This is a genomic window from Pararhodobacter sp. CCB-MM2 (assembly GCF_001691415.1).
Lineage (GTDB): Bacteria > Pseudomonadota > Alphaproteobacteria > Rhodobacterales > Rhodobacteraceae > Pararhodobacter.
In genome coordinates, this window is record NZ_LRRR01000006.1 from 64,384 (window position 1) to 77,878 (window position 13,495).

General features: G+C 65.9%; 12 protein-coding genes. 7 read left to right on the top strand and 5 right to left on the bottom strand.

The window, feature by feature from the left end:
* Nucleotides 1-58: 58 nt before the first annotated feature.
* The 5 genes from BCY78_RS08780 to BCY78_RS08800 all read right to left on the bottom strand — a co-directional run bounded on the left by BCY78_RS08780 (nucleotide 59) and on the right by BCY78_RS08800 (nucleotide 5,137).
* Nucleotides 59-1,357, bottom strand: coding sequence for a branched-chain amino acid ABC transporter permease (locus tag BCY78_RS08780; RefSeq protein WP_068300447.1), 1,299 nt, complete (start codon nucleotides 1,355-1,357; stop codon nucleotides 59-61).
* Nucleotides 1,354-2,364 (bottom strand): branched-chain amino acid ABC transporter permease, encoded by a 1,011-nt coding sequence (locus BCY78_RS08785; protein ID WP_068300449.1) that lies wholly within the window; start codon nucleotides 2,362-2,364, stop codon nucleotides 1,354-1,356. The genes BCY78_RS08780 and BCY78_RS08785 overlap by 4 nt, the downstream gene beginning before the upstream one ends.
* A 3-nt stretch (nucleotides 2,365-2,367) precedes the next feature.
* Entirely contained in the window at nucleotides 2,368-3,105 is a 738-nt protein-coding gene (locus BCY78_RS08790; protein ID WP_068300451.1) for an ABC transporter ATP-binding protein, read from the bottom strand.
* Entirely contained in the window at nucleotides 3,098-3,889 is a 792-nt protein-coding gene (locus BCY78_RS08795; RefSeq protein WP_068300452.1) for an ABC transporter ATP-binding protein, read from the bottom strand. Before BCY78_RS08795 ends, BCY78_RS08790 begins: the two co-directional genes overlap by 8 nt.
* 66 nt (nucleotides 3,890-3,955) lie before the next feature.
* Nucleotides 3,956-5,137 (bottom strand): ABC transporter substrate-binding protein, encoded by a 1,182-nt coding sequence (locus BCY78_RS08800; protein ID WP_068300453.1) that lies wholly within the window; start codon nucleotides 5,135-5,137, stop codon nucleotides 3,956-3,958.
* A 424-nt stretch (nucleotides 5,138-5,561) separates the two neighbouring features.
* On the opposite strand from BCY78_RS08800, the gene BCY78_RS08805 reads away from it, so the two are divergent.
* The 7 genes from BCY78_RS08805 to BCY78_RS08835 all read left to right on the top strand — a co-directional run bounded on the left by BCY78_RS08805 (nucleotide 5,562) and on the right by BCY78_RS08835 (nucleotide 13,465).
* Nucleotides 5,562-6,575: a nitronate monooxygenase family protein gene (locus BCY78_RS08805; RefSeq protein ID WP_068300456.1), complete on the top strand. Its 1,014-nt coding sequence runs from the start codon at nucleotides 5,562-5,564 to the stop codon at nucleotides 6,573-6,575.
* A 75-nt stretch (nucleotides 6,576-6,650) separates the two neighbouring features.
* The gene (locus tag BCY78_RS08810; RefSeq protein WP_068300712.1) at nucleotides 6,651-7,370 is read left to right on the top strand and encodes a metallophosphoesterase; all 720 of its coding nucleotides are present in this window, start codon (nucleotides 6,651-6,653) and stop codon (nucleotides 7,368-7,370) included.
* Nucleotides 7,371-7,453: 83 nt separating this feature from the next.
* On the top strand, nucleotides 7,454-8,254 hold the full coding sequence (locus BCY78_RS08815) for a flagellar motor protein MotB (protein ID WP_068300457.1): 801 nt from the start codon (nucleotides 7,454-7,456) through the stop codon (nucleotides 8,252-8,254).
* Nucleotides 8,255-8,580: 326 nt separating this feature from the next.
* Complete coding sequence (locus tag BCY78_RS08820) at nucleotides 8,581-9,894, top strand: flagellar hook protein FlgE (RefSeq protein ID WP_068300459.1); 1,314 nt, start codon at nucleotides 8,581-8,583, stop codon at nucleotides 9,892-9,894.
* 21 nt (nucleotides 9,895-9,915) lie between these two features.
* The gene (flgK, locus tag BCY78_RS08825; protein ID WP_068300461.1) at nucleotides 9,916-11,343 is read left to right on the top strand and encodes a flagellar hook-associated protein FlgK; all 1,428 of its coding nucleotides are present in this window, start codon (nucleotides 9,916-9,918) and stop codon (nucleotides 11,341-11,343) included.
* A gap of 2 nt (nucleotides 11,344-11,345) precedes the next feature.
* A complete protein-coding gene (locus BCY78_RS08830; RefSeq protein WP_068300463.1) occupies nucleotides 11,346-12,353 on the top strand; it encodes a flagellin in 1,008 nt (335 codons plus the stop codon).
* Nucleotides 12,353-13,465, top strand: a complete 1,113-nt coding sequence (locus BCY78_RS08835; protein ID WP_068300465.1) for a flagellar basal body P-ring protein FlgI — start codon at nucleotides 12,353-12,355, stop codon at nucleotides 13,463-13,465. Before BCY78_RS08830 ends, BCY78_RS08835 begins: the two co-directional genes overlap by 1 nt.
* Nucleotides 13,466-13,495 lie beyond the last annotated feature (30 nt).

Sequence of the window (13,495 nt, forward strand, 5' to 3'; positions counted from 1 at the left end):
GCGAAACGGGCGCGCCCTTCGGCGCGCCCGTTCGTTTTCATGACCTGTCTTGGGCCGATCACCTCTCGGGGATCAGACCCCGCGGGGCGAAACGCAGCACCAGCAACAGGATGATCCCCATCGTCAGCAGACGCACATGCGCGGCGGAATCCAGCAGATGGGCGCGCAGGCCGCTGTCCTCGGGCATGGCGGCGGTCAGGTTGGTGATGGCCCAGATGCCGATCGGTTCGACCTCGATCCACAGGAACCAGATCAGGAAGCCGCCCAGCACCGCGCCCCAGTTGTTGCCCGACCCGCCGACGATCACCATCACCCAGATCAGGAAGGTGAAGCGCAGCGGCTGGTAGGTGGCCGGGGTCAGCAGGCCGTCCAGCGTCACCAGCATGGCCCCCGCGATCCCGCAGACGGCCGAGCCAAGGATGAACACCTGCAGGTGCCGCTTCTTGACGTCCTTGCCCATGGCCTTGGCCGCGGTCTCGTTGTCGCGAATGGCGCGCATCATGCGGCCCCAGGGCGAGTTCCACGCCCGCTCGGACAGCCACATGATCAGCGCCAGAACCACGACGAAGATCACCGCATAGCAGGCCTTCACGAAGATCGACGAGCCCTCGACCGCATCGAAGCCGAAGCTTTGCGCCCAAGCGACGAAATCGGGGTTGTTCTGCAGGTTGACCTCGTAGGGCACCGGACGGGGCAAGCCGTTCACGTTGCGAACCCCGCGCGAGAGCCAATCCTCGTTCTTCATGATGGCGACGATGGTTTCCGAAATGCCCAGCGTGGCGATGGCCAGGTAATCCGACCGCAGGCCAAGGCTGACCTTGCCGATCACCCAGGCCGCACCCGCCGCCAGCAGACCACCGACGACCCAGCTGAGGATCACCGGCATGCCGGCGCCGCCGAGATAGCCGGCAACGGCGGTGTTGGTGCCCTCGATCGCGTCGACGGCCGGGTCCAGCACCGCGCGGTACAGGAAGAAGCCGCCGATCACGACCACGGCCTGAACCGCCAGACGCGCCCAGCCCTTCGCCATGCGGCGATGGACCTGAACGGCGGCGATGATGGCCAGCACGCCGATGGCAAGGCCACCCAGCACACCGAGGCCACCGGCGCTCCAAGCTTCGTGGACCGGGGGCATCGAGGTCAGCACGACCGCAAGGCCACCCAGCGCGACGAAGCCCATGGTGCCGACCGAGAACAGCCCGGCATAGCCCCACTGGATGTTCACGCCCAGCGCCAGAATGGCCGAGATCAGGCACATGTTGAGCAGGCCCATGGCAACGGACCAGCTTTGCAGCACGCCGACCAGCACCAGCAGGACGGCCATGAGGAGGAAGTAGGATGCGTGGCGCAGGGTCATATCGATTGCCCCTTGAAGAGCCCCGTCGGGCGGAACAGCAGCACGAAGACCAGAAGCACGAAGCTGACCGCGAACTTGTAGTCGGTGGACAGCAATTGCATCAGGCCCGAGGGCTCCATCGATTCCGGCAGCAGGTACTGGAAGAATTTGCGGAAGGCGTAGGTCACGCCGACCTCGGAGAGGGCAATGATATAGGCTCCGGCCACGGCCCCCAGCGGGTTCCCCATGCCGCCAAGGATCGCCGCGGCGAACATCGGAAGGAGGAGCTGGAAGTAGGTGAAGGGCTTGAAGCTTTTGTCGAGGCCGTAGAGCGTGCCGGCCACGGTCACCAGAACGGCGACGATCAGCCAGGTCACGGCCACCACGCGCTCAGGGTTGATGCCCGAAAGCAGCGCCAGATCCTCGTTGTCCGAGAAGGCGCGCATCGACTTGCCGGTGCGGGTCCGGTTGAGGAACCAGAACAGACCCGACATCACCGCCAGCGTCACGACGATGGTGATCAGCTGCGACCAGCGCAGGCCGAGACCCTCGTCGAGGCCGGTGGCCTCCTTGAAGTCGCGCACGGTGAACAGGAAGCGCGCGCCGTCGGCGAAGTTCTGGTCATCCGGCCCGATGATGAAGCGCACGAGACCGTTGACCACGAACATCACGCCCAGCGAGGCCATGACGACCACGATCGGCGGCGCCTTCACCTTGCGGTAGAAGCGATAGATCGTGCGGTCCGTACCGAGCAGCAGACCCGCCGCGACGGCAATCCCCACCGGCAGCGCCAGCAGCGCGGTCGGCAGCGGATCGATCGACACGCCCATGCCCTGCAGCCACCAGGTGACCAAGATCACGGCCATGGTGCCGAAGGCCATCACATCGCCATGCGCGAAATGCGAGAAGCGCAGGATGCCGTAGATCAGCGTAATACCCAGCGCGCCCAGCGCCAGCTGGCTGCCATAGGAGATCGCGGGGATCAGGACGAAGTTGCCCAAGAGAACCAGGGCATTGAGAAAATCCATGGCTCAGCCCCCCAGGAAGGAACGACGGACCTCGGGGTCGGCCAGAAGGGCCTGCCCGGTGTCGGTGTAGCGGTTCGCGCCCTGCACGAGGACATAGCCTTTGTCGGCGATCTCCAGCGCCTGACGTGCGTTCTGCTCCACCATCAGGATCGAGATGCCGGTGCGGGCGATCTCGATGATGCGGTCGAACAATTCGTCCATGACGATGGGCGAGACGCCGGCGGTGGGTTCGTCGAGCATCAGCACCGAGGGCTTGGTCATCAGCGCGCGGCCCACGGCCACCTGCTGACGCTGGCCGCCCGAAAGCTCGCCCGCGGCCTGACGGCGCTTGTCCTTCAGGATCGGGAACAGCGTGTAGATCTGTTCCATCGTGTTCTTGTAATCATCCGTGCGGATGAAGGCGCCCATCTCGAGGTTTTCCTCGACCGACATCGTCGGGAAGATGTTGCGCACCTGCGGCACGAAGCCCATGCCCTTCGCCACGCGGTCCTGCGGCGAGAGCTTGGTGATGTCCTCGCCATTGAGCCGGACCTGACCTTCACGCAGGTTCAGCATGCCGAACACGGCTTTCATCGCCGTCGACTTGCCGGCGCCGTTCGGGCCGACGATGACGGCGATCTCGCCCTTGTTCACCGCGATAGTGCAGCTGTGCAGGATGTCCGCGCCGGTGCCGTAGCCCCCGGTCATGGCATCGCCGATCAGCACGGCCTCGGGGTTGGGGGTGACGGGATGCTCAGACATGGCCCACCTCCGCCTTCACCTTGTTCTTCAGGCCGGTGCCCAGATAGGCCTCGATCACCTGCTCGTTGGCCTTGATCTCGGCCAGCGTGCCCTCGGCCAGCACCTTGCCCTCGGCCATGCAGATGACCGGGTTGCAGATGCGGTCGATGAAATCCATGTCGTGTTCGATCACCACGAAAGTATATCCGCGTTCCTTGTTCAGCCGGACGATCGCATCGGCGATGGTGTTCAGAAGCGTCCGGTTCACGCCCGCGCCCACCTCGTCGAGGAAGACGATCTTGGCGTCGGTCATCATCGTGCGGCCGAGTTCCAGAAGCTTCTTCTGACCGCCCGAGATCTGCCCGGCCTTCTGGTCGGCGATATGGTCGATGGTCAGGAATTCCAGCACCTCGTCGGCGCGGCGGCGGATCTCCTCGTCCTCCAGCGCGACCTTGCGGCGCTGGAACCAGGCGGACATCAGCCCCTCGCCGGCCTGACGCGCGGGCACCATCATCAGGTTCTCGCGCACGGTCATCGAGTGGAATTCATGGGCGATCTGGAAGGTCCGCAGCAGCCCCTTGTGAAACAGCTCGTGCGGCTCCAGCCCGGTGATGTCCTCGCCCGCCATGGTGACGCGGCCCGAGGTGGGCTTCAGCACGCCGGCGATGACGTTGAATAGAGTGGTTTTCCCTGCCCCGTTCGGCCCGATCAACCCGGTGATCGACCCTTCGGCGATGTGCAGAGACGCACCATCGACGGCGTGGAAGCCCCCGAAGTGCTTGTGCAAGTTCTCGACGCGGATCATGCGCGCATCCTTGTATGGAAACAGCCCGGACCACGTCCGGGCTGTCCTGTTGTCACTGCAAACGCCTCAGCGGAAGCGCACGGTCTCGAAGGCGTCGCCGCGGATTTCCAGCTCACGGTAGTTACCGGCGCTTTCACCCGGGCCGATCAGTTCGACAGCCGAGGCACCCACGTAATCGACGTCACCGCCAGCAGCGATGATTTCCAGCGCGCGGCCCAGTTCGCCCGGGTAGATCGGCTCGCCGGGGGCGTTGGCCACGTCCATGACGTGATCCTTGTAATCGGCCGAGGCGGTCGAACCGGCAGCAGCCATCGCCAGCATGATCAGCGCGGCGGCGTCATAGGATTCCGGTGCGAAGGCCGAGGTACCGTCGAAGCCCGCGGCTTCGGCCAGGCCCTGGAAGGTCTCGGTGCCGGGGTTGTCGGCGCCCGGAAGCTGGCCGTACGAGCCCTGGATTTCGTCGCCCATGGCTTCCAGCAGGCTGTCGCCGATCATGCCGTCCACCAGTTCGAACGTGTCGAACGCGCCGAGGTCGAGGGCCGAGCGGATGATGCCGCGGCCGCCTTGGTCGACGTAACCCGCCACGACCAGCACGTCACCACCGGCAGCCGCCAGCGCGCCGACTTCGGCCGAGTAGTCGGCTTTGCCGTCTTCGTGCGAGGCGACCATGGTCACGGTGCCGCCCGCGGCGGTGAAGGCCGCCTGGATCGAGTCAGCCAGACCCGCGCCGTAGTCGTTGTTGGTGTACGAGATCGCGATCGATTCCACGCCGCGGTCGACCAGGATGTCCGACACGACCTGACCCTGACGGGCGTCCGACGGGGCGGTACGGAAGAACAGGCCGTCGTCTTCAGCGGTCGACAGCGCCGGCGAGGTGGCCGAGGGCGAGACCATGACGACGCCGTTCGGGCGCGCGACGTTCTGCAAGATGGCGCCGGTCACGCCCGAGCAGTCCGCGCCGACGATGCCGAGCACGCGGTCCGAGGTGACGAGACGTTCGGCGGTGGCGACAGCCATGCCCGAGTCGATGCAGCCGTCATCGCCGCGCACCGAGGTCACGGTGCCGAGCGAGAAATTGCCCGATTCGTTGACTTCGGCGATCGCCATTTCGGCAGCCTGAGCCATCGCCGGGGTGATCGATTCCAGCGGGCCGGTGAAGCCGAGGATGATGCCCAGCGGCACATCGTCGGCCTGTGCGGCGCCCGCGGCGAAACCGACGAGAGCGGTGGTCAGAAGCAGTTTTTTCATTGGGGTATCCTTCCCTGTGGATGTGGTTCCGGTCGGCGTTCGGGGCCCGCTGTTGCGGTGCGCCTCGATGCTTCTCCCCTGCCGTGTTCTGCGCACGATCATGGGACGTGAAGCCGCCTGCTTCGCGAGTTCGGTTAGATCAAAACTCCCTTCGTCTGCGCGCCGTTGACCGGACGTCTGCTGCGGCGGCGTGGCGTGCCGAAAAATTCGGCGGCCCACCGGTTCGCTGTCGATGACTTTACCGTGCGCCGCGCAATCAGCAACACCCTTCGCCACCTGCCGCGACGAATCCACCCTAAGGGACACGGGTTTGACGCGAAGGCAGGCGATTGGCGTGACGCAGCGTTGCGCTGTTCAGGGTCTGGGCGGATCGGGCAACGCGTGCCAATTTCGCAGGCAACGACCGAACCTGCGGAGTGCCGAGATGACCCTTCCCCCCTCCCGCCGGGCCCAGCTGCCCGCCGCCCTTCAGGCCACCCGTCTGCCCATGGTCGGCTCGCCGTTGTTCATCATCTCGAACCCCGATCTGGTCATTGCCCAGTGCAAGGCCGGCATCATCGGCAGCTTCCCCGCGCTGAACGCCCGTGAGGCCGAGGGTGAGCCGATCCAGCTGGAAGCGTGGCTCAAGCGCATCACCGAAGAGCTGGATCGCCACAATCAGGCCCATCCCGACAGCCCGGCTGCGCCCTTCGCCGTGAACCAGATCGTGCACAAGACCAACACGCGGCTGGAGCGCGACGTCGAGATCTGCATGCGCTGGAAGGTGCCGGTCTGGATCACCTCGTTGGGGGCGCGGACGGATGTGAACGACGCGGCCCATAGCGTGGGCGGCATCGTCCTGCACGACGTGATCAACGACCGCTTCGCCCGCAAGGCCATCGAGAAGGGCGCGGACGGCCTGATCGCCGTCGCCGCCGGTGCGGGCGGCCACACCGGCGCGCAATCGCCCTTCGCCCTGCTGCACGAGATCCGCAGCTGGTTCGACGGCCCCGTTCTGCTCTCGGGCTCCATCGCCACCGGCCGCGCTTTGCTGGCCGCGCAGGCGGCGGGCGCGGACATGGGCTATGTCGGCACGCCCTTCATTGCGACCGAGGAAGCCAACGCCCAGCAGGCCTACAAGCAGATGATCGTCGACACCCGCGCCGATGACATCGTCGCCACGGCGGGCGTCACCGGCGTCACCGGCAACTACCTGCGCCCCTCCTTCGCCAATGCCGGGATCACGCCCGAGGCGCTGGAAGCCATGGGCACCGAGATGTCCTTCGGCAAGGCGCGCGAGGAACGGCCCAAGGCCTGGAAAGAGATCTGGGGCGCGGGTCAGGGCGTCGGCGCCGTAGAGGCGATCGTGCCGGCCGCCACCCTCGTGGCGCGTTTCGCCGCCGAATATCAGGCCGCACGCCAACTCATGGCGGGTATTCTGGACGATTGGGCGGTTTGACCCCCTCGGAACGTTGAACCCGGCAAGGATTTATCCGACAAGACGCGCAGGGCCAACAAGGGGACCGGCGCGATGATCCGAACCTATGCCATCGGCGATATTCACGGCCAGATCGACTTGCTGCGCGCAGCCCATGCCCGGATCGAGGCCGACCGCGCCCGCACCGGCGATGCCGAAGCGCCGATCGTCCATGTCGGCGATCTGGTCGACCGGGGCCCCGATTCGCGCGGCGTGGTCGAGCTGCTGCTGAAGGGTCAGCTCGCCGGGAAGCCGTGGATCGTGCTCAAAGGCAACCACGACCGGATGTTCACCTACTACCTCGAGGGCCGGCGCGACCCGGTTCTGCGCGCGGATCTGGAGTACCTGAACCCGCGGATCGGCGGGGCGGAAACCTTGCTCTCCTACGGCGCGTCGTCCGATGCCACGCCGATCGAGGCCGCCGCTGCCGTGCCCGCCGGCCATCGCGTCTTCCTGCAGGACCTGCCCAGCCATCACCTGCGCGGCGAGGTGCTGTTCGTCCATGCCGGCATTGCTCCGGGCGTGCCGCTGGAGGACCAGACCGAAAACACCATGGCCTGGATTCGCGCGCCGTTTCTTGAGTTCACCGGCCCGCATCCGTGGCTGGTCGTCCACGGCCATACCCACCGCCCCGAGGCAGAACATTGCGGCAACCGTGTCAATATCGACAGCAGCGCCGCCTATGGCGGCCCTCTGACCGCCGTGGTGATCGAGGGGCGCGATGTTTGGGTTCTTGGCCCTGACGGGCGTATCCCCCTGAAACCTCAGGCCGATTAACGCTGTTCGCTGGCCGGCGATTAACTCGAGGTTCATACACCGCTGCTACCCCTGAAGATGGGTGAAAAAGGTAAGGTGGTGGCATGAGCCGGCAAAACGAGGCCAGGCCCATCATCATCAAACGGAAGAAGGTCATTGCGGGCGGCGGCCATCATGGTGGCGCCTGGAAGGTGGCTTATGCTGACTTCGTGACCGCGATGATGGCGTTCTTCCTGATGATGTGGCTGTTGGGCGCAACAACCGAATCGCAGCGGCGCGGGCTTGCGGATTATTTCAATCCGTCGATCCCGGTGCACCGCATGGCCTCAGGCGGCGAGGGGATGTTCGGCGGCTCCGACATCCAGATGCCCAGCCTGACCGCTCCCATGACCCCGGATATGAGCGATACCGAAACCGGCATCGAGAACATGGCCGAGACGGAATCGCTTGAAGATCTTCAGCAGCGCCTGATGGGCCTCGGTGGCGAAAGCGCCGTTCTGGACGATGCGCTGGCCCATGTCGTCACGCGTCTCACCGACGAAGGTCTGGTGATCGAGCTGTTCGATCTGCCCGGCGCGCCGCTGTTCGATGCCGAGACGAACCAGCCGACCATCGTCACGCAGAATATCGTGCAGATCGTCGCGCAGATCTTTGCCATGGTCACCAACCAGCTGGCGATCGAAGGCCACACCCGCAGCTATAGCGTCGTGCAGGCCACCGACCCTCGCTGGACCCTGTCGATGTCCCGCGCCGAGCGCATCCGCGAGATGATGGACAATGCCGGTTTCGACCCGACCCGAATCGCTCGTGTGACCGGCCATGCCGACCGTCGCCCGGCCGATCCGAACCCGATGGCGGTGCGGAACAACCGTCTGGAACTGATCCTCCTGCGTCGCAATCGCTGACGCAGGCGCCGGATCGCTGGCTCCGGCCCCGCGATCCGGCCCTCCGCCCCTCCGGGCGGGCATGACCCTCTCAACACGATCCCAGAAGGGAACGATTCTCGTGACTTGGCCGCTGCAGGCTGGTGTCGGGATCACCTCCCGGCACCGCTGCACCGGCGGTACGCTGCGCGCGCGACCCGCGGCTTGGCCCTTCGATTGATGGAACCAAGCCGGGCTGAGCGGAAAGGCTCTGACACAGGCCGGACCCGCCGTTTGCTGTTAGGGCCGCATTAACGCCCTTCGTGCAGTGTCAGGACAATTGCTTCGCACCAGAAAGGTCACCGAACATGTCCACGTTGTACTCTTCGTTCAATGCCGGCCTCTCCGGCCTGAACGCCAACTCGACGCGGCTCGCCGCGATTTCGGACAACATCGCAAACACGGGTACCGAAGGGTACAAGCGGGTCGTCACCTCCTTCCAGTCGATGGTGATGAGCTCGGGCTCGAACTACGGCCCTTATATTGCTGGCGGCGTGCGCGCCTCCACCACGCGCCTCGTGGACGAACGCGGCGCCCTGACCTCCAGCTCGAACGCCACCGACCTCGCCGTCAGTGGCCGCGGCTTCCTGCCGGTCACCGCCGAATCGGCGCTGGGTTCCTCGGGCGCGCTGCCGCTCATGCTGACCACAACCGGCTCATTCCGGCCCGATTCGAACGGCCTGCTGCGCAACCCGGCCGGCCTGATCCTGCTGGGCTGGCCCGCCGATCCGGACGGCACGATCCCGGCCTTCCCGCGCGACACCATCGGTGGGCTTGAGCCGATTCGCATCAACTCGAACCAGTTCGCCTCGGACCCGACCACCAATATCGACGTCCGCGTCAACCTGCCCGCGACCGGCACCCGTTCGGATTCGGACGGCCTGTCGCATGACGTGGCGCTGGAATACTACAGCCCGCTCGGCACCACCGACACGATGACCATGACCTTCAGCCCGAACGTTCCGGCCACCGGCCAGTCGAACGAATGGACGGCCACGGTCACCGATCCCTCGACCGGCACCGTTGTCGGCGAATACACCATCACCTTCGACGACCAACCCCCGAACGGCGGCCGCATCCTGAGCGTCAGCCAGGCCGGCGGCGCACCGGGCGGTGCCTATGACCCCGCCACCGGTTCGTTCACCGTGACGGTCAACGGTCAGGACATCTCGCTGAACATCGGGATGCCGGGCGATGAGGACAGCATCACCCAGATGGCCGAAAGCTTCATCCCGGTGTCGACCGATCGTGACGGCTCGCCCGTGCAGTCGCTGGTCGGCGTCCAGGTCGATGCCACCGGTTTCGTGAAGGCCTATTACGACTCGGGCCTGATCCGCACCATCGCGCAGATCCCGCTGGTCGACGTGCCGAACGCGAACGGCCTGACCGCCATGGACAACCAGACCTACAGCGTCTCGCCCGATTCGGGTCCGATGTTCCTGTGGAACGCCGGTGACGGCCCCACGGGCGACATCATGGGCTTCACGCGGGAGCAGTCGGCCACCGACGTCGCGCAGGAGCTGACCAACATGATCCAGACGCAGCGTGCCTATTCGTCGAACGCGAAGGTCATCCAGACCGTCGACGAGATGCTGCAGGAAACCACCAACATCAAGCGCTGATCCAGCGTCTAGGAGGTCGAGATGAGCATCAGCTCAGCGTTGAACAATGCCAACTCGGGTCTCGCCGCGTCGGCGCGGGCGGTGCAGGTCGCATCGTCCAACATCGCCAACGTGCTGACGCCCGGCTATGCCGCGCGCAGGCTCGACCTCGCCTCCTCGTCCCTGGGCGGGGTAGGCTCCGGGGTGCGGGTGGCGGGGACGACCCGCATCGTCGATCCGGTCGTGCTGGGCATGCACCGCGACGCCGGGGCTTCGGCCTCGGCGGGCGGCACCTCGGCCTCGTTCTGGAACCGCATCCAATCCGCGATCGGCCTGACCGGCGAGGGGCTTTCCTCGGCCATGTCCGGCTTCGAAAGCGCCCTGATCTCGGCCAGCGAGCGCCCCGATCTGGAAAGCCGCCTTTCCGGGATCGTGAACAACGCCAATGCCTTGGTCAGCAAGCTCGGCCAGATCGAAGATGCTGTTCAGCAAACCCGGGTCGAGGCTGACAACAACATCGCCGTCGACGTGAAGGCGCTGAATGAGGGCCTGCAGCGCGTCGATACGCTGAACGACCAGATCATCAAGATGAAGATGAGCGGTCAATCGACCCTTGGGTTGGAAGATGAGCGGCAGTCCGTGATCTCGACCCTGTCCGAGATCGTGCCGATGCGGGAATACCCGCGCGATAATGGCCGCGTCATGCTCTATTCGACCAATGGAGAGCTGCTGCTGGACACCCAGCCGGTCACCTTCGGCTTCACCCAGACGGTCGCCATCGATGCCTCGATGAGCAACGGCAGCGGCCTGTCCGGTCTGACCATCAATGGCCGCGCCATCTCGACCACCGAGACCGGACCGCTTGGCGGGGGCCGCCTCTCCACCAATTTCAACATCCGTGACGTGGATGCCCCCGGCGTTCAGGCCGAGATCGACGCCTTCGCGTCCGATCTGATCTCGCGCTTTGCCGATCCGGCGACCGATGCCACCCTCGCTGGCGGCCCCGGTCTGTTCACGGATGCGGGTACGCTGGACACCGGCGTTGCCGGCCTCGCGGGCCGTCTGGCGGTCAATACGGCGGTCGACCCCTCGGCCGGTGGCGCCCTGTGGCGCCTGCGCGATGGCATTGGCGCCGCCGCGGCCGGACCTGTCGGTGACGCCACGCAGATCAACAACCTGATGGGCGCGCTTGATCGCTCCATCAGCTCGGGCCCCGGGGCACCGATGCGCGACGTGGCCGGGAACCTTGGCGGTCTGCTGACCTCGATCTCGACCGCACGTCAGGGGGCTGAAGACAGCGCCACCACGGCGCAGACGCGCTTCAACACCCTCAACGATTCCCTGCTGGAGCAAGGCGTCGACACGGACGCCGAGATGCAGCGCCTTCTTCTGATCGAGGAAGCCTACGCCGCGAATGCCCGCGTGATTTCGACCGCAGACGCCATGCTGCGCACCCTGCTGGAGATCTGAACATGAACTGGCTTTCCCTTGGCAGCCTCGCCCTGCCTTCGCAGCTGAACCGCAGTTCGGTGATGCTCCGCAATGAGATGACGCGCCTCGGGACCGAACTGGTCACCGGCGAGGTGCAGAACACCGCCAAGCACCTGAAGGGCAATCTGTCGCCCCTGTCGGCGGTGGACAATCGCCTGTCGCGCATCCTGTCCTACACCGAGGCCAACACCCTCGCCAGCACGGCGGCGGATGTCGGCCAATCGGTCCTGAACCGCATTGCGGATTCGGGCTCGGATGTCGGGGCGCGCATGATGGCTGTCTCGAACGAAGGCGTGTCGCCCGAGACCCTGCGCGCTGGCGCGACCTCGGCCAAAGGGGCGTTGACGGACCTGTCGAATGCCCTGGGCCAGCGCGTCGCAGGCCGGGCGATCTTCTCGGGCACCGTGACCGACGCCTCGCCGCTGCCCAGTGCCGATGACATGATCGCAGCGATCATTCCGCTGGTGAACGGTCTGCCGTCGACCGATGACATCATCGCCACGGTGAATTCGGCCTTCATGGATCCGGGCGGCCTGTTCGAGACCACGTTCTACCAAGGCGGCCCAGCCGCTCAGGGTGCGGCCATCGACACCGGCGTGACCGCCCCCGCAATGCCGACGGCGGATGACCCCGCATTGCGCCGCATGATGGCCGGCATGGTCATCGCGGCGCTGTCGGGTGAGGATTCGATGATCCTTCAAGACAACGAACGTGTCGCGCTGGCCAAGGCCGCCGGTACTGCGATGATGGGCGCGGCTCCCGGCATGGCAGAGCTGCAGGGCTCGCTCGGGGAAACGCAAGCGCGTCTGGATGAAACGCAGACCCGCCTCACTGGCGAGCGCGATGCGTTGAGCCTTGCGCGCAACAACCTTGTGGGCGCGGATCCCTATGAGGCTGCTGGCCAGCTGGAGGTCGTACAGACCCGTCTGGAAACGCTGTACGCCTTCACCGCCCGCACGGCACGCCTGTCCCTGACGGAGTACCTGTAATGCGTCACCTGATCCGTTTCGCCTGCGGTTTCGCTTTGGCTATCATGGTTAGCGCTTCCTTTGCGTCGGCGCAGATCCGGCTCAAGGATCTGGTCGAGTTCGACGGGGTGCGCGGCAACGACCTGATCGGCTATGGCCTCGTGGTCGGTCTGGACGGCACCGGCGACGGGATCCGCAATGCGCCCTTCACCGAAGACATCATGGCGAACATTCTGGAACGGCTGGGCGTCAACATCACCGGCGAACAGTTCCGTCCCCGCAACGTCGCCGCCGTTCTTGTGACCGCGACTCTGCCGCCATTCGCCCGCACCGGCTCGCGCGTCGATGTGACGGTGTCGGCCATCGGTGACGCCAGCTCGCTGTTCGGCGGGACGCTGGTGATGACCCCGCTGAACGGCGCCGATGGCCAGATCTATGCCGTGGCGCAGGGTGCGGTGATTGCCGGTGGCGTTGCCGCACGCGGTCAGGCCGCGCAGGTGGTCGAAGGCGTCCCCACGTCGGGCACGATCCCCGGCGGCGCGCGTGTCGAGCGCGAAGTTGACTTCTCGCTGGCCTCGCTGCCCCGCGTCCGGCTGGCGCTGCGTCAGGCCGATTTCACCACCGCCCTGCGGATCGAACAGGTGATCAACGCCCATTTCGGCCGCGCCGTCGCCGCCATGCAGGACGCCGGCACCGTCGTTCTGGACATCGCCGCGACCCGCGCGCCTTCGGCCGCCCACGCACTGAGCAGCGTCGAGAATCTGGTCGTCGCACCCGGCACCCGTGCGCGCGTGGTGATAGATCAGCGATCCGGGACGATTGTCATGGGTGAGGATGTTCGCATCAGCCGCGTCGCCGTGGCGCAAGGCGGTCTGACTCTCAGGGTCGAGGAAACGCCACAGGCGATCCAGCCCAACCCGTTCAGCCCCGGCGAGACCGTGGTTGTTCCGCGCACCGATGCCACGATCACCCCCGACCCCGGCGTAGGCTTGGCCGAAGTGCGGGGCGGCACCTCGCTGGCCGAGGTCGTGGCGGGCCTGAACGCGCTGGGGGTCGGACCGCGCGACATGATCGACATCCTCAACACGATCAACGCGGCCGGAGCGCTTCACGCAGACCTTGTCGTGCACTGACAACCTCGCAGACGAAACGAAAAGGGCGCC

What these genes read in the sequence shown, in the direction of transcription:
- BCY78_RS08830 (WP_068300463.1), top strand. Translation starts at nt 11,346, where the DNA reads ATGAACTGGCTTTCCCTTGGCAGCCTCGCCCTGCCTTCGCAGCTGAAC.
- BCY78_RS08805 (WP_068300456.1), top strand. Translation starts at nt 5,562, where the DNA reads ATGACCCTTCCCCCCTCCCGCCGGGCCCAGCTGCCCGCCGCCCTTCAG.
- BCY78_RS08795 (WP_068300452.1), bottom strand. Translation starts at nt 3,889, where the DNA reads ATGATCCGCGTCGAGAACTTGCACAAGCACTTCGGGGGCTTCCACGCC.
- BCY78_RS08790 (WP_068300451.1), bottom strand. Translation starts at nt 3,105, where the DNA reads ATGTCTGAGCATCCCGTCACCCCCAACCCCGAGGCCGTGCTGATCGGC.
- BCY78_RS08835 (WP_068300465.1), top strand. Translation starts at nt 12,353, where the DNA reads ATGCGTCACCTGATCCGTTTCGCCTGCGGTTTCGCTTTGGCTATCATG.
- BCY78_RS08780 (WP_068300447.1), bottom strand. Translation starts at nt 1,357, where the DNA reads ATGACCCTGCGCCACGCATCCTACTTCCTCCTCATGGCCGTCCTGCTG.
- BCY78_RS08785 (WP_068300449.1), bottom strand. Translation starts at nt 2,364, where the DNA reads ATGGATTTTCTCAATGCCCTGGTTCTCTTGGGCAACTTCGTCCTGATC.
- BCY78_RS08815 (WP_068300457.1), top strand. Translation starts at nt 7,454, where the DNA reads ATGAGCCGGCAAAACGAGGCCAGGCCCATCATCATCAAACGGAAGAAG.
- BCY78_RS08800 (WP_068300453.1), bottom strand. Translation starts at nt 5,137, where the DNA reads ATGAAAAAACTGCTTCTGACCACCGCTCTCGTCGGTTTCGCCGCGGGC.
- flgK (WP_068300461.1), top strand. Translation starts at nt 9,916, where the DNA reads ATGAGCATCAGCTCAGCGTTGAACAATGCCAACTCGGGTCTCGCCGCG.
- BCY78_RS08820 (WP_068300459.1), top strand. Translation starts at nt 8,581, where the DNA reads ATGTCCACGTTGTACTCTTCGTTCAATGCCGGCCTCTCCGGCCTGAAC.